Source organism: Streptomyces sp. NRRL S-455 (genome assembly GCF_000717875.1).
Lineage (GTDB): Bacteria > Actinomycetota > Actinomycetes > Streptomycetales > Streptomycetaceae > Streptomyces.
Genome location: NZ_JOCT01000012.1, coordinates 1 through 20,171, shown reverse-complemented (window position 1 = coordinate 20,171; position 20,171 = coordinate 1). Strand labels below are relative to the sequence as shown.

16 protein-coding genes and 1 pseudogene are annotated in these 20,171 nt (G+C 72.1%); 10 read left to right on the top strand and 7 right to left on the bottom strand.

Going from position 1 to position 20,171, the window contains the following annotated elements:
* Positions 1–26 precede the first annotated feature (26 nt).
* Positions 27–1,511, bottom strand: a complete 1,485-nt coding sequence (locus IE97_RS0117250; RefSeq protein ID WP_030240203.1) for a sensor histidine kinase — start codon at positions 1,509–1,511, stop codon at positions 27–29.
* The gene (locus IE97_RS0117245; RefSeq protein WP_030240200.1) at positions 1,508–2,206 is read right to left on the bottom strand and encodes a response regulator transcription factor; all 699 of its coding nucleotides are present in this window, start codon (positions 2,204–2,206) and stop codon (positions 1,508–1,510) included. Before IE97_RS0117245 ends, IE97_RS0117250 begins: the two co-directional genes overlap by 4 nt.
* A gap of 152 nt (positions 2,207–2,358) precedes the next feature.
* Between IE97_RS0117245 and IE97_RS0117240 the strand changes: the two genes are divergently transcribed.
* The 4 genes from IE97_RS0117240 to IE97_RS0117225 are packed head-to-tail and all read left to right on the top strand — an operon-like array spanning position 2,359 to position 5,459.
* A complete protein-coding gene (locus IE97_RS0117240) occupies positions 2,359–3,699 on the top strand; it encodes a ferric reductase-like transmembrane domain-containing protein (protein ID WP_030240196.1) in 1,341 nt (446 codons plus the stop codon).
* A gap of 13 nt (positions 3,700–3,712) precedes the next feature.
* A complete protein-coding gene (locus IE97_RS0117235; RefSeq protein ID WP_030240192.1) occupies positions 3,713–4,126 on the top strand; it encodes an FMN-binding protein in 414 nt (137 codons plus the stop codon).
* 4 nt (positions 4,127–4,130) lie between these two features.
* Positions 4,131–4,874 (top strand): FAD:protein FMN transferase, encoded by a 744-nt coding sequence (locus IE97_RS0117230; RefSeq protein WP_030240189.1) that lies wholly within the window; start codon positions 4,131–4,133, stop codon positions 4,872–4,874.
* A 42-nt stretch (positions 4,875–4,916) separates the two neighbouring features.
* Positions 4,917–5,459, top strand: coding sequence for an MOSC domain-containing protein (locus IE97_RS0117225; RefSeq protein WP_030240185.1), 543 nt, complete (start codon positions 4,917–4,919; stop codon positions 5,457–5,459).
* Positions 5,460–5,467: 8 nt separating this feature from the next.
* On the opposite strand, the gene IE97_RS0117220 is transcribed toward IE97_RS0117225, so the two are convergent.
* The 3 genes from IE97_RS0117220 to IE97_RS0117210 all read right to left on the bottom strand — a co-directional run bounded on the left by IE97_RS0117220 (position 5,468) and on the right by IE97_RS0117210 (position 7,812).
* Positions 5,468–6,406, bottom strand: coding sequence for a Dyp-type peroxidase (locus IE97_RS0117220; RefSeq protein WP_030240181.1), 939 nt, complete (start codon positions 6,404–6,406; stop codon positions 5,468–5,470).
* 128 nt (positions 6,407–6,534) lie between these two features.
* Entirely contained in the window at positions 6,535–6,921 is a 387-nt protein-coding gene (locus tag IE97_RS0117215) for a hypothetical protein (RefSeq protein ID WP_030900373.1), read from the bottom strand.
* 126 nt (positions 6,922–7,047) lie between these two features.
* Entirely contained in the window at positions 7,048–7,812 is a 765-nt protein-coding gene (locus tag IE97_RS0117210) for a sugar isomerase domain-containing protein (RefSeq protein WP_030240172.1), read from the bottom strand.
* Between the two features lie 138 nt (positions 7,813–7,950).
* Between IE97_RS0117210 and IE97_RS0117205 the strand changes: the two genes are divergently transcribed.
* From IE97_RS0117205 to IE97_RS0117180, 6 genes are all read left to right on the top strand, one after another.
* Positions 7,951–8,835: a MurR/RpiR family transcriptional regulator gene (locus tag IE97_RS0117205; RefSeq protein WP_030240169.1), complete on the top strand. Its 885-nt coding sequence runs from the start codon at positions 7,951–7,953 to the stop codon at positions 8,833–8,835.
* Positions 8,836–8,943: 108 nt separating this feature from the next.
* Positions 8,944–13,158, top strand: coding sequence for an NEW3 domain-containing protein (locus tag IE97_RS0117200; protein ID WP_030240164.1), 4,215 nt, complete (start codon positions 8,944–8,946; stop codon positions 13,156–13,158).
* Positions 13,155–13,799, top strand: a complete 645-nt coding sequence (locus IE97_RS0117195) for a hypothetical protein (protein ID WP_030240161.1) — start codon at positions 13,155–13,157, stop codon at positions 13,797–13,799. Before IE97_RS0117200 ends, IE97_RS0117195 begins: the two co-directional genes overlap by 4 nt.
* 128 nt (positions 13,800–13,927) lie before the next feature.
* Complete coding sequence (locus IE97_RS0117190) at positions 13,928–15,301, top strand: extracellular solute-binding protein (RefSeq protein WP_030240158.1); 1,374 nt, start codon at positions 13,928–13,930, stop codon at positions 15,299–15,301.
* A gap of 2 nt (positions 15,302–15,303) precedes the next feature.
* A complete protein-coding gene (locus IE97_RS0117185; RefSeq protein ID WP_030240154.1) occupies positions 15,304–16,344 on the top strand; it encodes a carbohydrate ABC transporter permease in 1,041 nt (346 codons plus the stop codon).
* 304 nt (positions 16,345–16,648) lie between these two features.
* Positions 16,649–17,527, top strand: a complete 879-nt coding sequence (locus IE97_RS0117180) for a carbohydrate ABC transporter permease (protein WP_030240149.1) — start codon at positions 16,649–16,651, stop codon at positions 17,525–17,527.
* On the opposite strand, the gene IE97_RS0117175 is transcribed toward IE97_RS0117180, so the two are convergent.
* The gene (locus IE97_RS0117175) at positions 17,491–19,707 is read right to left on the bottom strand and encodes a glycoside hydrolase family 3 N-terminal domain-containing protein (RefSeq protein ID WP_106975377.1); all 2,217 of its coding nucleotides are present in this window, start codon (positions 19,705–19,707) and stop codon (positions 17,491–17,493) included. The two genes, IE97_RS0117180 and IE97_RS0117175, sit on opposite strands and share 37 nt — an antisense overlap.
* An 80-nt stretch (positions 19,708–19,787) precedes the next feature.
* A pseudogene (locus IE97_RS0117170) lies at positions 19,788–20,171 on the bottom strand (ATPase); the annotation flags it as partial.

Below are 20,171 nucleotides of genomic sequence, written 5' to 3'. Positions count from 1 at the left end.
GTCGTACGGGCTGTCGCCGGTCGAGTCTAGACGGCGGTCGTTTCCGGCCCCGGGGCGGCCGGAAGCCCGTGCCCCGCGTTCAGCGGCAGGCGCACGGTGAACACCGTCGCCCCCGGCTCGCCGTTCAACTCGATACGGCCACCGTGGGCGCGGACCAGGGACTGGGCGACCGCGAGGCCCAGGCCGCTGCCGCCGCGGTCGCGGCTGCGGGCCTTGTCGACGCGGTAGAAGCGGTCGAAGACCCGGGCCCGGTCGTCGGGCGGGATGCCGGGGCCGGTGTCGCCTACCCGTATCTCGGCCGCGTCGGACGCGACGCACACCTCCACGGACACCTCGGTACCGGCGGGCGTGTGCACGGCGGCGTTGGTCAGCAGGTTGTCGACGACCTGCCGGATGCGCAGCGGGTCCATCCGCAGCCAGACCGGGCCCGGCCCCGCAGGCCCGGTCAGCGGATGGTCGGGGCGGCCCGCGCGGAAGGCGTCCGCGGCCTGGCGCACCAGCTCCACCAGGTCGGCGTCCCGCAGCCGCAGCGGCGCCTCCACCTCCGCCGCGTCCAGCCGGGCGAGCAGCAGCAGGTCGTCCAGGAGGACACCCATGCGGGCGGCCTCGGCACGCAGCCGGGCGAGGTGCCGGTCGCGTTCGTCGGGGGCGTTGGCGGCGGCGTACTGGAACAGGTCGGCGTAGCCGCGTACCGACATCAGCGGGGTGCGCAGCTCGTGCGAGGCGTCGGCGACGAACCGGCGCAGCCGCTGCTCGGCTTCCGCGCGCACCGCGAGGGAGTCGTCGATGTGCTCCAGCATGGTGTTGAAGGCGGTCCGCAGCTCGTCCACCTCCGGCCCGCCGTCCCGCCCGTCGGCGCGCAGCGGCAGCCGGGCCGCCGACTCCGTCAGGTCGTGCGAGGCGATGCCGTGCGCGGTGGACGCCATGTCGCTGAGCGGTTTCAGGCCGCGGCGCAGCATCCGGCGGCCGAAGACGACCAGTGCCAGCAGCGCCAGCCCGAAGGCGACGACCTGGATCGTGATGAGCCGCTCGACCGTGTCCTCGATGTCGTCCATCGGCGCGGCGCTCACCAGCACCACCCCGGGTTCGACCTCGCAGGCGCGCAGCCGGTAGGTGCCCTCGCCCCTGAGGTGCTCGGTGCGCAGCAGTTCCTCGTGCGTGGCGGCCTGGGCCCGGGCCAGAGCGGTGAAGTCGTCGACGTCCCGCGGCACGTCGCCGGGGGTTTCCGGCTCGCGCAGTTCGGGGGTGCCGTCCGACACGTCGTACACGGCGTAGTACCAGCGGTAGTACTTCTTTCCCTGGAGCGTGCCGTGGTCCTCGATGCTCTTGGACTGGGCGATCTGGGCGAGTTTGAGCTGGTCGTTGAGCTGGGCCGACAGGTAGTCCCGCATGTAGGTGGTCAGGGCCGTGCCGACGACGGCGAACACGACCAGCGCCAGGGCGCCGAGGCCCAGGGCCAGCCGGGTGCCCAGGCGCATCCCGCGGTAGCTCCGCCGCAGCCGGGCGATCACTCGGGGGCCTGTCGCAGGACGTAGCCGAAGCCGCGCACGGTGTGGATCAGCGGCGTGCCGCCCTCCTCCGTCTCGTCGAGCTTGCGGCGCAGCCGGCTGACGACGAGCTCGACGACGTTGGACCGGCCGCCGAAGCCGTACTCCCACACGTGGTCGAGGATCTGCGCCTTGGTGAGCACGGTGGGCGACTTGCGCATGAGGTAGCGCAGCACCTCGTACTCGGTCGGGGTGAGCGACAGCAGCCGCTCGCCGCGCCGCACCTCCCGGGTGTCCTCGTCCATCGTCAGGTCGCCGACCTGGAGCACGGACCGATGGAAGGAGGGACCGGCGCTGCGCCGCAGCACGGTCCGCAGCCGGGCCATCAGCTCCTCCACGGCGAACGGCTTGACCAGGTAGTCGTCGCCGCCCCGGGTCAGGCCCGCGACCCGGTCGGCGACGCCGTCGCGCGCGGTGAGGAACACCACCGGCACCATCGTGCCGGAGGCGCGCAGCCGGTCCAGGACGCCGAAGCCGTCCACGCCGGGCAGCATCAGGTCCAGCACCACGATGTCGGGGTGGAAGTCGGCGGCCCGCCGCAGCGCGTCCTCGCCGGAGTACGCCGTGGCCGCCTCCCAGCCCTCGTAGCGGGCGACGGTCGCGACGAGATCGGCGATGGGCGGGTCGTCGTCGACGACGAGCAGTCGTACTTTCTCCACTCGCTCATAGTGCTTCACCTGTCCCGCGCCTCCATAGCCGTCCGCCCCTCCGCCGCGGGATCGATAAAGACTTGAAAGTTGAGCGACAGTATTCCGACAGCTCCCCCGCGACAAGCTCGGTGTCCCAGGATCCGATCAAGGAGCTGCCGACCGTGACGACCCTCCAACGACCCCCCACAGCGCCACGGCCGGGCGTGCGCCCGAGAGTCGTGGGCCGCACCGGCCTCTACGCGGTGCTGCTCGCCAACGCGGTCGTGGTGACCGTGTTCTTCGTCCAGGCCGGGTTCGCCTCGAACGCGCTCATCGTGCTCGGCCGGCTGGCCGGGCTGTACGGGGCGCTGCTCATGGCGTTCCAACTGCTGCTGGTGGCCCGGCTGCCGTGGTTCGACCGGCGGATCGGCATGGACCGGCTGACCTCCTGGCACCGCTGGACCGGCTTCTCGGTGCTGTGGCTGCTCCTGGCGCACGCCGTGTTCATCGTGTTCGGCTACGCCCAGGCCTCCTCCCTGGACCCGGTGAGCCAGCTGGTGGACCTCGCCGGGACCGTCGAGGGCGTGCTGCGGGCGATCGTCGCCCTGGGGATCATCATCGTGGTGGGGGCGGTCTCGGCCCGCTACGCCCGTCGCCGGCTGGCCTACGAGACCTGGCACTTCATCCACCTGTACACCTACGTCGCGGTGGTGCTGGCGTTCACGCACCAGGTGGCGGCCGGGACGACGTTCACCACGTCGTCCGTGGCGCGGACGTACTGGTCGGCGGTGTGGGGCACGGCCCTGGCCGCGGTGTTCGCCGGGCGGCTCGTGCTGCCGCTGTGGCGGAACCTCCGCCACCGGCTCCGCGTGACCGCCGTCGTCCCGGAGAACGACGACGTCGTCTCCATCTACGTCACGGGCCGCGACCTGGACCGCCTGCCCGCCCGTGCCGGACAGTTCTTCCTGTGGCGGTTCCTGACGAAGGACCGCTGGTGGCAGGCGAACCCGTTCTCGCTGTCGGCCGCCCCGGACGGCCGCACCCTGCGCCTGACCGCCAAGCGGGCGGGCGACGGCAGCGCGGCCCTGCGGCACCTGAAGGTGGGCACGCGCGTGTTCGCCGAGGGCCCCTACGGCGCCTTCACCACCCTGCACCGCACCCGCCCGGACGCCGTACTCATCGCCGGCGGCGTCGGTGTGACGCCCATCCGGGCCCTGCTGGAGGAACTGCACGGCCACGCGGTCGTGATCTACCGGGTGGCCACGGACCGGGACGCCGTCCTCCACGACGAACTGCGCGACCTCGCGCTCGCCAGGGGCGCCGAACTGCACCTGGTGACGGGGCCGCCCGTGCCGGACCGGCTGGCGCCCGGGGAACTGGCCCGTCTCGTGCCGGACATCGCCGGGCGGGACGTCTATCTCTGCGGGCCGCCGCCGATGATGAACGCCGTGCTCGGCAGTCTGCGCGAGCTGGGCGTGCCCAAGCAGCAGATCCACTTCGAACGCTTCAGCCTGGCCGGATGACGAGGAGACTGTCGTGAAGCGAGCCATACCCGTCCTCGTCCTGAGTGTCGCCGGTCTGATCCCGGTCTGGCGGTACGCGCCGTCACCCGACACCGGTCCGTCGTCGACCGTCACGGAGGCCGCGGCACCGGCGTCGACACCCTCGTCCTCGGCGTCGGGCGGTACCACGTCGACGGTCGTGTCGGGGTCGGTCATCAAGACCGAGAAGGGCCCGGTGCAGGTCGAGGTCACCTTCGAGGGCGAGAAGATCTCCTCGGTGCGGATGCTCCAGCAGCCGGACCACCCGCAGACCACGGCCGCGGTGCCCCGGCTGATCGAGGAGACGCTCCAGGCGCAGAGCGCCGACATCGACACCGTCTCCGGCGCCACGATCACCAGCGACGGCTACAAGGAGTCCCTCCAGGCCGCCGTCGACGCGAAGGGCTGAGGGGATGCGGCGCGTCGAGCACGTCATGGGGTTCCCGGTGTCGGTCCGGATCGACGACGAGGACGTCCCCGAGGCAGCGGTGGACGGCCTCTTCGACTGGCTGCACGAGGTCGACGCCCGGTTCAGCCCGTTCCGGCCGGACAGCGAGGTGTCACGGCTGGACCGGGGCGAGGTGCGCGACCCCAGCCCCGGGCTGCGGGAGGTCCTGGACCTGTGCGAGGAGTACCGGATCGCGACCGCGGGCGCCTTCGACGTCCGCCTGCCCGGCCGCGGCCTCGATCCCTGCGCGGTGGTCAAGGGCTGGTCGGTGCAGAAGGGCGCCGAACTGCTGAGAGCGGCCGGGGCGCGGCGGTTCTGCCTCAACGCGGGCGGTGACGTGATCGCCGCCGGCGGCCCCTGGCGCGTCGGGGTGCGGCATCCCGAGCACGCCGACCGGCTGTGCGCGGTGCTGGACCTCACCGACCGGGCCGTCGCGACCTCCGCCCGCTACGAGCGCGGCGACCACATCCTCGACGGCCGCACGGGCCGCCCCGCGACCGGGCTGCTCAGCCTCACGGTCGTGGCCCCCACCCTCACCGAGGCCGACACGGTCGCGACGGCGGCCTTCGCGCTGGGCGCCGAGGGCGTCGAGTGGGCGGCGGCGCGGGAGGGCTGTGAGGTCTTCGCGGTGGACGCCGGGCGGCGGGTCCTGCGGTCGGCGGGCTTCCCGGTGGCCGGACAACGGACAGCCGTGGCCGCGGCGGGTTAGGCTCCTGAACGGATCACTGCCGAACGGAAGGGGGCCGACGGCATGAACGCCACGGTAACGGCGGTCAGCAGCAACGGCGAGTACTCGTTCACCAAGCCCAATAGGGACAGCATCACCCTGCTCGAAGGGCTCGGTGTGGAGGGCGACGTCCACGCGGGCGTGACGGTCAAGCACCGTTCACGCGTCGCGCAGGACCCCACCCAGCCGAATCTGCGTCAGGTGCACCTCATCCACGAGGAGCTGTTCGCGGAGGTCGCCGAGGCCGGGTTCAGGGTGACGCCCGGCCAGCTCGGGGAGAACATCACCACGCGCGGCATCGACCTGCTGGGCCTGCCGGTCGGCACGCTGCTGCGGATCGGTGACACCGCGGTGGTGGAGGTGACCGGCCTGCGCAACCCCTGTATCCAGATCGACGCCTTCCAGGACGGACTGCTGAAGCAGGTCGTCGGCCGCGACGAGGCCGGCCGGGTGGTGCACAAGGCCGGCATCATGAGCGTCGTGCGGGAGGGCGGGGTGGTGCGGCCGGGCGACACCGTCGAGGTGCGGCTGCCGGCCGAACCGCACCGGCCGCTGGAGCGCGTCTGACGAGCCGGTCACACCTCCGGCAGCGCCTCCAGGAACCCCGCCGGCGGCACGAAGAACACGCTGCCGGTGACGGCCCGTGAGTAGTCCAGCAGCGGGTCGGGCCCCGAGCCCGGCCCGCCGAGGAACATCTTGCGCAGCATCGTCTCGGGTATCTCCGGCGTGCGCGCGTAGGCCACGAAGTAGGTGCCGAACTCGCCGTGGCCGGGCCTGCCGAACGGCATCGCGGAGCGCAGGATCTTCTGTTCCGAGCCGTCCGGGCCCAGGACGGTGTTGACGTCCTTGTGGGAGCCGGGCGCGTCGAGTTCGAGGTTGGTGAGCTTGGTGCGGCCGATCACCTTCTCCTGCGCCTCGACGGCGAGGGCCTCCCAGGCGTCCACGTCGTGCAGGTACTTCTGCACGAGCGCGTAACTGCCGCCCCGGAACCCGGGATCCTCGTCCCCGACGAGGGCCGCGTCGGCAGCGGCCTGCCCGACGGGGTTCTCGGTGCCGTCGACGAAGCCGAGCACGTTGCGCGAGTCGAAGTACGAGAACGCCTGTGTCTCGTCCCGTACGGTGATGGTGCCGCGCAGCCGCCGGACGAGTTCGGCGGCCAGGGCGAAGCACAGGTCGGTGCGGGCGGCCTTGATGTGCAGGAACAGGTCGCCCGGGGTGGCCGGGGCGTGGTGCCGGGGGCCGGCCAGTTCGCGGAACGGGTGCAGTTCGGCGGGCCTGGGGCCGCCGAAGAGCCGGCTCCAGGCCCGGGATCCGATGCCGGCGACGCAGCCGAGCCCGCCGTCGGGGCTGGGGAAGCCGACGGACCGCACCAGACCCGCGAGGGAGCCCAGCACCTCCCGTACGACGGCTTCCCCGCCGGGGTCGATCGTGGCGACCAGGAACACCGCGACCGACGCCGGTGGGTTCGTGACCGACTGTGGCAGCGTCTCTCCCGGGGGCAGCGGTGACGTCATGGCTCTCCCATCCCTTCGCCCTGCCGACACGGCCCGCCCGCTCCCCCACCGGTGCGGCGCGGCCCACGCCCCTGAGACGATGCCCAGCGAAGGGGCGGCCGGAACTCCCCGGCCGGAAAGGGTGGTTGCTACGGCGCCTCTTCCTGAAGCACCTTCACGTCCCAGGGCCGAGCGGCACCGCCTCGGCGTACACGGTGCCGGACAGCACGTCCCGCACGGCCGCGGGCACCGGCACGGACGGCCTCCTCCCACGACCAGTGGTGCAGGAAGCGCACGCGGCGGCCGTCCCGGGCGGTCGCCGAGGTGGCGGTGACGCTCGGGTGGGCGGGGCGCCAGGCGTCGTCCGGGGCGAACCCGTCGAACAGGGCGCGAGCGAGGACGGGGTCGGGCAGGGTGCCGCCGTAGGTGATGCGGCCGGCGCCGTGGCGGTGCGTGGTGATCGCGGGCCAGCGGCCCAAGTGCGGGTGCACGTACGCCGCCGGCGTGGCCTTCGAGGAGCTGCTTGCGCAGGGCATGAAGAGGGGAACGGCGGGCGGCGTCAACGGCCCGGGCGGAACCGACTTCCGACGGATCCGCACCCGCCCGGTGAGACGGGAGCGGCCGGGACCCTGCGAGGGCTCCGGCCGTTCGTACGGTCCGGCTCAGCTCGCCGTGCGGCGGATCCGGCCCGCGTACTTCTTCTCCAGCTCCAGGTTGCCCTCGAAGCCGCCCGGTACGTTGGCCGAGACGTAGACCGGGGGGCGCTCGCCGGCGGCGAGGAGGCGGCCGGCCGTCTCGGCGACCGTCATCTGCACCAGCATCACGCCGGTGAGTGTGGACAGGGCGCAGACCGAGCCGCCGCCGGGGAGTTCGAGCAGGGAGTCGCCGCGTGGGGCCGCGTTGTCGAGGACGACGTCGGCGATGTCGGCCAGCTTCCGGCCGCTGGGGTGGGCGGCGGGGACGGCGCGGGTGTGGGTGAGGGAGGTGAGGGCGAGGACGCGGTGGCCGCGTTCCTTGGCGTGCAGGGCCATCTCCACGATGACGTTGTTGACGCCCGAGTTGGAGATGACGACGAACAGGTCCTGGGGGTTCGGTTCGGCGAGGTCGTAGATCCGGGCGGCGACCCCGGCCCGGCGTTCCAGGAGCGGGTCGTCGAGGACGGACGGGTCCTCGCCGCCGTAGAGGACGAGGTCGGCGATGCTCAGCCGGTTGGTGGGGACCAGCCCGCCGGCGCGGCCTGCGAGTTCGAGGACGAGCGCCTGTGAATGGCCGGTGCCGAAGGCCTGGACGACACCGTCCGCGCGTACGCACTCGGCGACCAGGTCCGCGGCGGCGGCCACGTCGTCGCGGGCGGACTCGATGACGTGCTGGAGGACGGCGAGGCTCTCCCGCGCGAACCCCTGGGCGCTCACAGACTCGACGGACACGCGACACACTCCCCACTGATGGATTGAATCACCCTACACTTCACCAGCGGTGAATCAATACATCACAGGTGCTGTCCGCTGCTAATCGGGTCCTGGTATTCAATCCGCGCCCGTAAGGGTGGCTGGTACCTTCTCAGCATGCCTCCCACAGACGTCACCACACTGATCCGCACCGAGCTGCCCCGGCTGGCGGGCTCCCTGCGGAAGGTCGGCGAGCTGATCCTGGAGGATCCGGCCGCCGTCACCCATTGCTCGGCCGCCGAGCTGGGCCGCCGCACCGGGACCTCGCAGGCGACGGTGACCCGTTTCTGCCGGGCCATCGGACTGGACTCCTACCAGCATCTGCTGATCGAACTGGCCCAGGAGCGGGGCCGGGGCGAGGTCTCCGACTGGGGGACCGCCGAGATCGGCCCGGACATCTCGCCCGACGACAGCCTGGAGCGTGTGGTGCAGGTCGTCGGCGCGGCGGACCTGCGGGCCATCCAGCAGACCATCGACCGGATCGACCTCGACGCGCTGGAACGCGCCGCCCAGGCCCTGGCCAAGGCCAGGCGGATCGACGTCTACGGCGTCGGGGGCAGCGGCGCGGTGGCCCATGAGACCGAGACGCGGCTGTTCCGCATCGGCTGCTCGGTCCGCGGCTGGACCGAGGTGCACGCCGCGGCCACCTCCGCCGCCCTGCTGACGCCCGCGGACGTGGCCATCGGCATCTCCCACTCCGGGGCGACCCGGGAGACCCTCGAGCCGTTCGAGATGGCCAGGGAGCGCGGCGCCACCACCATCGCCCTCACCACGGACCCACGTTCACCCTTGTCCAGGGCCGCCGACATCCGGCTCATCTCGTCATCCGCCGAGACCAGCTTCCGCGCCGAGAGCATCAGCAGCCGGCACTCCGTCCTGATGCTCGTCGACTGCCTCTACGTCCGCGTCGCCCAGCTGTCCTACCAGCGCGCGAGCGCCTCGCTGGCGCTGACCGACCACATCGCCGGACAGCACGCGGTGAAGTCCCGGCGCGCCAGGTGAACCTTGTCGGCGTCGTATGGATGAACCACCAAGTTGGTTCGAAGGTGGTTGTTTGAATCACTCCTGCCGTGCAGGATGGGGCTCCCCAGAGCACCTCGTAGGAGTCCCATGCGCGTCACCTCTGTCGAGTCGACCGAGCTCTTCACCGGGACCACCGAGCAGCCGCGCCAAGTGGTGGCCGTCGAGCTGAGCCACGCTCCGGGCCGGACCGTCCGGCTCACCCTGGAGGGTCCGGGCCTCACCGGCACCGCGGAGACCGCCGTCGGCGAGGACGGCACCGCCCGCGCCGAGATCCCCGTCACCGGCGACAGCCTGGCCCCCGGCGACCGCCGCGAGATCACGGTCACCGCCCGGGACGGGGACGAGAGCACCACCCGCACCGGCGAGTTCACGGCCGCCGAACCCGGCTGGACCATGTTCATGGTCAGCCACTTCCACTACGACCCCGTCTGGTGGAACACCCAGGGCGCCTACACCGAGACCTGGGACATCGCCGACGACCCGGCGGCCGGCGGACTGCCCGCCCGCACCTTCGACTCGCGCGGCCGGTCCGGCATGAGCCTGGTCCGCGCCCACTGCGATCTGGCCCGCCGCGACCCGGCGTACACCTTCGTGCTCGCGGAGGTCGACTACCTCAAGCCCTACTGGGACGCCTTCCCCGAGGAGCGCGCCTTCCTGCGGCAGCTGATCCGCACCGGCCGCGTCGAGATCATGGGCGGCACCTACAACGAGCCCAACACCAACCTCACCGGCGCCGAGGCGACGATCCGCAACGCCCTGTACGGCGACGGCTTCCAGCGCGGGATCATCGGGGCCGCGCCGGAGACGGCCTGGCAGCTCGACGCGTTCGGGCACGACCCGCAGTTCCCGGGACTGATGGCGGACGCCGGGGTCAGCTCCAGTTCATGGGCGCGCGGCCCGTTCCACCAGTGGGGACCCACGCTGTCGGTGTTCGGCGAGGAACCACGCGACCCCGGGCGGATGCAGTTCCCGGCCGAGTTCAACTGGATCGCCCCGTCGGGACGCGGGCTGCTGACCGCGTACATGGTCAACCACTACGGCGCCGGCTGGGCGATCGACAACGCGCCCACCCTGCCCGAGGCGGAGGCCGCCGCGCTCAAGCTGTTCCAGGGGCTCAAGAAGGTCGCGCTCACCCGCAACGTGCTGCTGCCGGTCGGCGGTGACTACGCGCCGCCCTGCCGCTGGGTCATGGACATCCACCGCGACTGGAACGCCCGGTACGTCTGGCCCCGGTTCATCAGCGCCGTACCACGGGACTTCTTCGCCGCGGTCCGCGCGCAGTTGGCGGCGGAGGGCCGCACGGCCTCCCCGCAGACGCGCGACATGAACCCGGTCTACACCGGCAAGGACGTCTCCTACATCGACACCAAGCAGGCCCAGCGCCACGGCGAGACCCGCCTCGCCGACGCCGAGGCCTGGGCGACGCTCGCCTCCCTCGTCACCGGCCACCCGTACCCGGACGCGGCCCTCGACAAGGCGTGGCGGCAACTCGTCTACGGCGCCCACCACGACGCCATCACCGGTTCGGAGTCGGACCAGGTGTACATCGACCTGATGACCGGCTGGCGGGAACTGCACGACCTGGCGGAGAGCGTGCACGCCGACGCGACCCAGGCCCTGGCCGGCCGGGTGGCCCCGGGCGGCGGCCCCGACCTGGTCGTGTTCAACTCGGCCACCTGGGCGCGGCGGGACGTGCTGACGGTCGACGACCCGGGCCTCGTCCCCGAAGGTCTCCCCGCGGTCCGCGAGGACGGCCGGCTCCACGTCGTCGTCCCGGAGGTGCCCGGCATGGGCCTGGAGGCGCTCCCGCTCGCCGAGGGTTCCGCCCCCGGGTGGGAGCGCGGCGAGGGCCTCACCGTCCGGAACGAGTTCTACGAGGTGACCGTCGACCCGGCACGCGGCGGCGGCGTCAGCAGTCTCCGCGCGCTCGCCGAGGGCGGCCGGGAGCTGCTGCGCCCCGGTGACATCGGCAACGAGATCGTCGTCCAGGAGGAGTACCCGAGGCACCCGCGCTTCGGCGAGGGCCCCTGGCACCTCACCCCGACCGGCACGACCGCGGCCCGCGGCCGGGACGTGACCGCCGAGGTGAACGTCGAGCACTCCCCCGCCGGTTCCCGCGTCACCGTCACCGCCGACCTCGGCCTCTTCCGCTACACCCAGCGGTTGACGCTCTGGAAGGGCGTCGACCGGCTCGACGTCACCACCACCGTCGACGGGTACGACGGTGCCGACCGGCTGATCCGGGTGCGCTGGCCCTCGGACGTGCGGGGCGGTCTGCCGGTGCACGAGGTGGCGGACGCGGTGATCGGGCGCGGCTTCGGCTTCGTGGAGGTGGACAGCGAACGGTTCCCGTGGACGCTGGACAACCCGGCGAACACCTGGTTCGCCCTCTCCTCCACCGCCCGGGTCGCCGTGCACGACGAGGCCGGCGCGCTCCTCGGACACCGCGCGATCGGCGTCGCCGAACTCGTGTACCCCGACTGGGACACCGCGGGCGACCTCGGCACTCCGCTCGCGGCGGCCCTGGTCCGTGCCGGGGTCACAGCGACCTCGACCATCGCGGGCGGCCCCCGCTACGGCGACCTGGAGGTCGACTCCAACCTCCCGGACCTGCGGATCGCCGTCGGCGGCCCGGACCGCAACGCCGTGGTCGCCGAGGCACTCGGCTGGGACCCGGCGGCCGGCCGGGAGCTGAAGCGCCAACTGGCCGAGCGGGGCGTGGCCACCGTCTGGGTCGCGCCGCGCGCCTGCCTGCGCGAGGAGTGGATCCCCGGGGCCGATCTGCGCGATCTGGAACGCCTGCCGCTGCTCGTGGTCGCGGGGTCCCGCCCCGAGGACGACGCCAGGGCGGTCGACGCGGTCGTCGCCGGCCTGGCCGACTTCACGGTGACGGCCACCGCCGCCGGCGGCGGTGAGGCGCTGCCGCCCGGTGACGCCTGGGACGGACGCAGCTTCGCCGTCCTGAACCGTGGCACACCCGGCTGTGTGGTCACCTCCTCGGGCGACCTCTACATGTCCCTGATGCGCTCCTGCACGGGCTGGCCGTCCGGGATCTGGGTGGACCCACCGCGCCGGACCGCCCCCGACGGCTCGGCGTTCCAGCTCCAGCGCTGGTCGCACACGTTCGAGTACGCGGTGGTCGCGGGCACGGGCGACTGGCGCGCACTGCGGCTGCCGCGGGCCGGACACGCGTACAACCATCCGCTGACGGCCCGGGTACGCACCGGCTCCGAGGCCGGGCTGCTGCCTCGCTCGGCTTCCCTGCTGTCCCTCGAACCGGCCGGCGAGGTCCTGCTGGACGCGCTGAAGCCGGCCGGCTCCCCGCTGGCCCGGGGGAGCGAGGCGCGGGTGGACCCGGGGCAGGGCGTCGTGGTCCGCGTGCACGAAGTCAACGGACGGCCGGTGCGAGCACGGGTGTCCGGCCCGTCGGCCTGGACGTCGGGCACCCGCGCCGACGTCCTGGAGACCCCGGGGGTGTCCCTCACCCCGGACGAGACCGGCGGCCTCGAAGCCGACCTGACCGGCTTCGAGGTCGCCACCCTCCTGGCCACACCGGCCGACGCGCCCGGCCTCGCGTCCGGGCCGGGCACCGACGCCCACGAGCCCTCCCAGCCGGTCGCCACCCGCTACTGGCTGCACAACTCCGGCCCCGCCCCACGCGGCAACATGCCGGTCGCGGTGTACGTCTCCCCCACCACGCTCACCGTCGACGGCCCGGTCACCGCGACGGTCAGGGTCGGCTCGGAGCTGACCGACGCGCCCGTGTCGGGCACGGTGACCTTCGAGGTCCCCCCGGGCTGGACCACCGAGCCCGCCGAACTCCCTTACGCACTCGCCCCCGGCGGCTTCACCCTCACCGACGTCACGGTGACACCACCCCCGGACGCGCCCCCCGGCAGGCACTGGCTCGCCGCACGGCTGTCGTACGGCGGCCAGACGTACGAGGACGCGGTGGCGCTGGACGTGCCGGACGGGCATACGGGCCCGACCCTGGTCACCGATCTGACGGTCGAGCGAGTGACCGTCCGCCGGGGCGAACGGGCCAGGATCCCCGTGACCCTGCGGAACACCACGCGGGGCCGCGTCAACGGCACGCTCTGGGCCGTCTCCTCCTGGGGCACCTGGCCAGGAGTCGTTCCCGGCTGCCAGGGCTTCACCGTCCCCGGCGGGGAGCAACTGGAGTGCGCGATCGAGGTGGACGGCGACGCGATTCCCCCCGGGTCGTACTGGCTGATGGCGAAGTCCGCGTGGCACGGCTGCGTGGCGTACACGAGGGCCGTGGAGCTGGAGGTGACGCCATGACCGAGGACTACGCGGCGCGCGTCCACGGCAACACGATCCCGAAGCGGCACGTGGACGAGTTCCTGAGCACCGGACTCCCCAGGGGCGCGGGGAACTGCGCGACCAGCCACCATGACGCCGCACCCGCAAGACGACACCGCCAACAACGACGCTGGGCGACCCAGATCGTCCTCATCCACGAACTGGCCCACCGCACCTGCGCGGAACGGGGCCTCGCCCCACCGAGCGACGTCCTGCCGATGCAACTGCTCACCATCCCCGAAACCGACGTCGCCGACCTGGGCAGCATCGTCGCGGCAGCCCTCGCCCACTCCCCGGCCGCCCGAGCCCTGCTCGAAGACCTGGAACGCGAACAAGAGGTCGGGGAAACGGCCGTACGCGACTACTACGACCGCAACCGGGACCGCTTCCTCACCCCGGAGGCGCTCCGACGCGGCGTCGACCCGTTCACCGCAGCGGAACCGTCGGACGTCGCCCCCTACGACGACGTCCGCGACGACATCGAACAGCAACTGCGCCGGGCCGCCACCCGACGCGCGTTCTTCAACTGGCTCGACCAGGCCCGCGAGGACGTCGAGTACGCCACAGGCCACGAGCACCCCGGCGACCCCTCCCACCCGGACCACGAACACCGTCACTGATCGCCGGGCGCAACCCAACAGCAACACGGCAAACCATTGACCTCCGATGAATTCTGGTCCACATTTTCATCAATCGAAGTCCAACTTGGTGATTTGATCCAGCGACGACTGGTCCCAGGAGGGCAGCAATGCGCGCAAGAAGACTCACCGGATCCCTGACCTGTCTGGTCGTCCTGACCCTGACGGCCGCCGGCTGCGGCCTCTCCGGCGGCGGTTCGGACGGCGGCGACGCCACGGCCGGCGGCTGCAAGGTCGACCAGGGCAACGTCGGATCCGGCAAGCTCTCCGGCGAGGTCAAGGGGAAGATCACCTTCCAGACGACCAACCTGAAGAAGGACTTCGGGAAGTACTTCAACGGCGTCATCGGCGCCTTCGAGCAGGCCCACCCGGGCACCGAGGTCAACTGGATCGACGACCCGGGCGACGCCACCTTCACCCAGCGCCTGGTCGCCGACGCGCAGGGCTGCACGCTGCCCGACGTGGTGAACATCAACGTCAACACGGCGGTGGCGCTGACGAAGAACGGCTATCTGCTCAACCTGGACGACAAGGCGCCCGACGCGGGCAAACCGTTCACGCCGGCGATGTGGAAGTCCAGCGTGTACACCGACGCGGACGGAAAGAAGGTGCACAGCGTGCTGCCCTGGTACTCCGGCGGCATCGTGCAGACCTTCAACACCGACCTGATGAAGAAGGCGGGCCTGGACCCGGACAGACCTCCGACGACCGTGCTCGGCCTCTTCGACGACGCGGAGAAGATAGCCAAGGCCTCCGGCGGCAAGTACTACGCGTTCCTCGCCAACCCGCAGCTGCGCATCCCCGCCGACTGGCAGCAGATGGACATCAAGATCCTCTCCCCCGACGGCAAGAAGTTCACCTTCGCCGACGACCCGAAGACGGCCCGGTGGGTCGAGGCCATGACCAGGCTCTACAAGGCCGGTGGCATGCCGAGGGACTCCCTGTCCTCCACTCAGGACCCCGCCAACGTCTACGGCCAGGGCAAGCTGGTCTACGGCCCCACCAACCCCAACTTCCTGCGCTTCATCCAGCAGAACAACCCGAGCGTCTACAAGAAGACCGGTGTCGCCCCCTTCATGCTGGACGCCCTCGGCCACACCGTCGGCGCACCGCAGTACATCGGCGTGGCGTCCACCAGCAAGAACGCCGCCACCGCGCTGGCCTTCGCGCGGTTCCTGACGAACGCCGAGAACCAGCTCGCCTGGGCCAAGGACCCCAACGTCGTCATCTTCCCCTCCACCACCGCCTCCCTGAACGACCCGTTCTTCCAGTCGGTCAAGGGAGACGACCCCTTCGCCGAGGCCCGGAAGATCGTCGCCAGTGACCGCAAGACCGCCACGGCCGACGAGATCGCCCTGACACCCGGTGAGCTCAACGCCATCTCGGCCCAGATCCAGCTGGCCATGCAGGGCAAGAAGAGCGCCGAGGACGCTCTGAAGGACGCTCAGGCCAAGGCCAACCGGCTGATCGAACAGGGCAGCTGAGGATGACCCAGCCGACCGTCCACCCGGCGCCCGCCCCCGCTCCCCCGGGGGCGGGCGCCCGACGCCCCGGCGGCGCTTCCCCCGCCTCCCGGCCGCCGGGGCCGCTGCGCCGCGCCCTCCGCTTCGTCACGCCCGGTCCGAGCGCCGACGCGGGGGGCGCCGCGCTCCACCGCCGCTGGTGGCTGCCCTGGCTGTGGATGACGCCCGCGATCATCGGCGCGACCGTGTTCGGGGTCTTCCCGTTCCTCAACACGGTCGTCGTCTCCTTCACCGACGCCAAGCCGCTCGGCGGGGCCTACAACGTCGTCGGCCTGGACAACTACCGCCGGATGCTGGGCGATCCGGACTTCTGGCTCGCCACCCGCAACAGCCTGCTGTACGCGCTGATCGTCGTCCCGCTGATGGTGCTGCTGCCGCTGCTGCTCGCCCTTCTCGTGGAGAAGAACCTGCCGGGCATCGGCTTCTTCCGCTCCGCCTTCTACACGCCGGTGCTCGCCTCCAGCGTGGTCGTGGGCCTGAGCTGGCAGTGGCTGCTGAGCGACCAGGGGCTGGTCAACACCTGGCTCCAGAAGGCCCACATCATCCGGGAGGCCATCCCGTTCCTGTCGGACTCGTGGCTGATCCTGCTGTCGGCGATGGGCCTGACGCTGTGGAAGGGCCTCGGCTGGTACATGATCTTCTATCTGGCGGCTCTCGGGAACGTCCCCCGGGAACTGCACGAGGCGGCGGCCGTGGACGGCGCGGGTGTCGTCCGCCGCTTCTGGCACGTCACCGTGCCCGGCGTGCGCACCTCGATGATGCTGGTCGGCACCCTCACCGGCATCGGCTCGCTGCGGGTGTTCACGGAGATCTACATGCTGGGCGGCGCCACCGGCGGCCCCGGCGGCGCCGACCGCACGCTCCCCTTCTACATCCGCGACGTCGGTCTCGACCCGCTCACCGGCAACGCCGGTTACGGCGCCGCCGTCAGCGTCGCCCTGTTCGCACTCACCCTTGGCCTCACGCTGCTCGCCCAGCGCCTGACGAAGGAGGACGAGGCTTGACTTCTCCCCCAGCTGAAGCAGGGGGATTCAACCCTCGCAGGTTGAACTTTCTGCTTCACAGCCCGTTGCCGACCCGAATCAACGGCCAGGGTTGGTGTACCAACCATCGGTCTTGCACAGGCTCCACAGACCTGACGTCCCGCCAGCCCGGCGGTAGACCGGTTCAGGACTTGGTTATCGCCCCGAACCAGCACAGCGAGCCTACGGCCCTGTGCCCTGAGGGCGGAATTCCGTTTTTTGCCCTGCTTCGCAGGAGTCCGTTTCCTCCCCAGCCTGAAGGCCGGGGTATCCACGGAGGAACCCGATGACGACCGCCGTCGACAAGCGCCGCCGTGTGATGCCCCGCTGGCGCGACCACGGCCGCCCGCGCGAACTGGTCGTCCGCTACCTGCTGTTGCTGTTCGTCCTGTTCATCACCGTCGGCCCGCTGCTGTGGCAGCTGCTGTCCTCCCTCAAGGGCGCGGGCGAGGACGTCTTCGGCGCGGGCGCCTCCCTGATCCCCCGTCACCCGTCGCTGCGGGCGTACCGGGAGGTCTTCGACCAGGTGCCGGTGTGGACGTACATCAGGAACAGCGTGTTCGTCGCCGTGCTGTCCATCGCCAGCCAGCTGGTCTTCTCCACCCTCGCCGGCTACATGCTGTCCAAGCCCGGCTGGAAGGGCCGCAAGCTGGTCTGGGTGGTGCTGCTGGCGTCCATGATGTTCCCCTTCGAGTCGATCATGGTGTCGCTGTTCCTCAGCATCCGGGACCTGGGCCTGGTCGACCACCTGGTCGGCGTCTGGCTGCCCGGCTTCGTCGCCGCGATCAACGTCCTCATCATGCGGGCCGCGTTCCTCGCCGTGCCGCGCGAGATCGAGGACGCTGCGATGCTGGACGGGGCGGGCGAGTGGAAACGCTTCCGGTACCTGTACCTGCCGTCCGCCTACGGTGCGATCCTCGTCGTCACCATCAACACCTTCATCAGCGCCTGGGACGACTTCCTGTGGCCGCTGATCGTGCTGCGCACCGAGGACCACTTCACGCTGACGCTGGGTCTGGCGCGGCTGCAGACCTCGTCCTTCGGCTACGACCAGCGGATGGTGATGGCGGGTTCGGTGATCTCCGTGATTCCCGTGCTGGTGCTGTTCGTCATCACCCAGCGGTGGTTCTACAAGGGCGTCTCGTCCGGTGCCGTGAAGCTCTGACCGACCCGGAGCACGACCGGTACGGCGGTCAGTGCCCGGCGCGCCGACTCCGCGACGCGGATCTCGACCGTGCCGGGCAGGACCGCCGTCGCCAAGTCCGTTCCGACCTGGGCGAGTTGCTCGGCCCCGAGGGGAAACACGACGGTGCGGCGCTCTCCGGGGGCCAGGTCGAGGGCCTGGAAGCCCCGGAGTTCGAGGGTGCGGGGCCAGACGGGGGTGACGAGCCGGCGGATGTACAGCTGCGCGACGGAACGCCCACGCCGCTCCCCGGTGTTGGTGACGTCGGCCTCGACGGTCCGCCCCGACAGCCGTGGCGTCCCGTAGGCGAAGCTCGTGTACGACAGCCCGTGCCCGAAGGAGTACAGCGGTTCGGCGCTGTCGTCGGCATAGCCGCCGTACTCGGTCTCCTTGTGGTTGTAGTGGACGGGCAGTTGACCCGCCGAGCGCGGCACGGAGACGGGCAGCCGGCCCATCGGCTCGGCCCGGCCGAGCAGCACGTCCGCGATGGCCTCACCACCCCATGGGCCGGGGTACCAGGCGGTGAGCAGCGCGGCGGCCCGCTCGGCGGCCTCGGGAACGGCGTGCGGACGCCCCTGGACCAGGACGACGACCGTGGGTGTGCCGGTCGCGGTGACGGCGTCGAGCAGGGCGTGCTGGGCGCCGCCGAGCCGCAGTCCCGCGAGGTCGGCTCCCTCTCCGCAGGTCATCTCGGACACGGCCGTGCGTGCGGCCCCGTTGGCGTCGAACTCCGTGTCCGGCGTGCGGGCGCTGCTGCCGCCGAGCACCAGCACGGCGACGTCACAGGCGGCCGCCTCGGCGATCGCCTCGGGAATGCCGGACAGGTCGTCGCCGGTGAGGGCGCATCCCCGGACGTGGCGTACGTCGACGCCGGTGCGTCGCAGCGCGTCGAGGACGCTGGTGCCGGTGCCGGGGCGCTGTGGGGCGGTGTAGTCGCCCAGGTGGTGGGCGACGGTGCCGGCGTGCGGCCCCAGGACGGCGATCCGGGACGGGGCCGGCAGGGGCAGCACACCGTGGTCGTTGTGGAGCAGGGTGACGGCGGTCCGGGCCAGGGCGGTGCTCAGACCGCGTCCGGCGGCCGGGGACGGCGGCGGGACCGCGCCGCAGGGCTGTTCGAACAGGCCGAGGCGGAACTTGAGCCGCAGCACCCGGGCGACGGCCGCGTCCAGGACCCGCTCGCTCACCAGCCCCCGCTCGACCGCCTCCTCCAGCCGCGTGAAGCCCTCGTCCCACAGGCTGATGTCGACCCCGGCGTTCAGGGCGAGCGCACCGGCCGAGACGACGTCGCCGGTGACGCGGGCCAGCCGGTCCACGGCCAGCCCGTCCGCCATGACGAGTCCGTCGAAACCCCAGCGGTCGCGCAGCACTCCGGTGAGCAGGGCCCGGTTGCCGCAGCACGGCATGCCGTCGACTTCGTTGTACGCGGCCATGACGGCGGCGGCCCCGGCGCGGACTCCGGCGTGGGCGGCGGGGAGGTGGATCTCGTGCAGTTCCCGGAGCCCGAGTTCGGACTCGGCGGAGTTGCGGCCGCCGACGGTGGCGCCCTGCCCGGCGAAGTGCTTGAGGACGACGGGGGCCCGGTCCGGGGCGAAGAGCCCGCCCGGCTCCTGCTCGCCCTGCATACCGCGCACCAGCGCCTCGGTGAGCCGGGCGGCCAGGTACGGGTCCTCGCCGAAGCACTCCTCGGTCCGGCCCCAGCGCGGATCGCGGGCGATGTCCAGGGCGGAGACCAGGGCGACGTGTCCGCCACGGGCCCGCAGTTCCGCTGCCGCGTGGGCGGCGGCTCGCTCGTACAGGGCGGGGTCCCAGCCGGCGCCGACGGCCAGGTTGACGGGCAGGACCGTGCCGTCGAGGGCCATGTGCCCGTGCGGCATCTCCTCGACGAACAGGGCCGGGATGCCGAGCCGGCTGCGTTCGACGACGTGGCGCTGGACGAGGTGGGCCAGTTCGGCGCCGTCCCGGGCGCCTGGTCCGGTGGCGTGGTCGACGCCGGACCAGGCGTCGGCGCGCAGCAGCCCGTACAGCGCGCCGAGTCCGGCGAAGCGCTCGGTCTCGGCGTACAGGGCGTCGGTGAGTTCGAAGCCGCCGCCGGGGGTGCGGCGGTAGGCGTCCCAGCCGTACATCCGCTGGTTCAGCTGGCCGGCCTTCTCGCGCAGGGTCATCCGGGAGAGCAGGTCGCGGACGCGCGCGTCGACGGCAGCGGCGGGGTCGCGGTACAGGGGCGTGTCCTGCCGGGTGGTGGTCACGTGCGGCCGCCGAGAGCGAGGCGGGCCAGGGCCACGGCGCCCCGGCGGCCGTCGGGGACCCAGTCGAGGGTGAGGCCGAGGGTGTGGAGACGGGCTTCCAGGCGGGTGGTGAGGGGGCCGTCGGGGCCGAGCAGCCCGCCGGTGGCGACGAGGCGTTCGCCGGGGCCGGGGTCCAGCGCCCGTACCGTCTCGGTGAGATGGTCCGCGGCCTCGTCGAGGATGGCCAGGGCGACCGGGTCCTCGGCGTGCCGGGCCGCCGCTGCCACCAGGGGCGCGAGCCGTGCCAGGCGGACGGGGGGCTCGGCCATGACGGCGGGCAGCAGGTGCCCGCGGTACGCCTCGCGGTGGTGGCGGGACCAGGGGGCCTTGTGGGGCGGGAG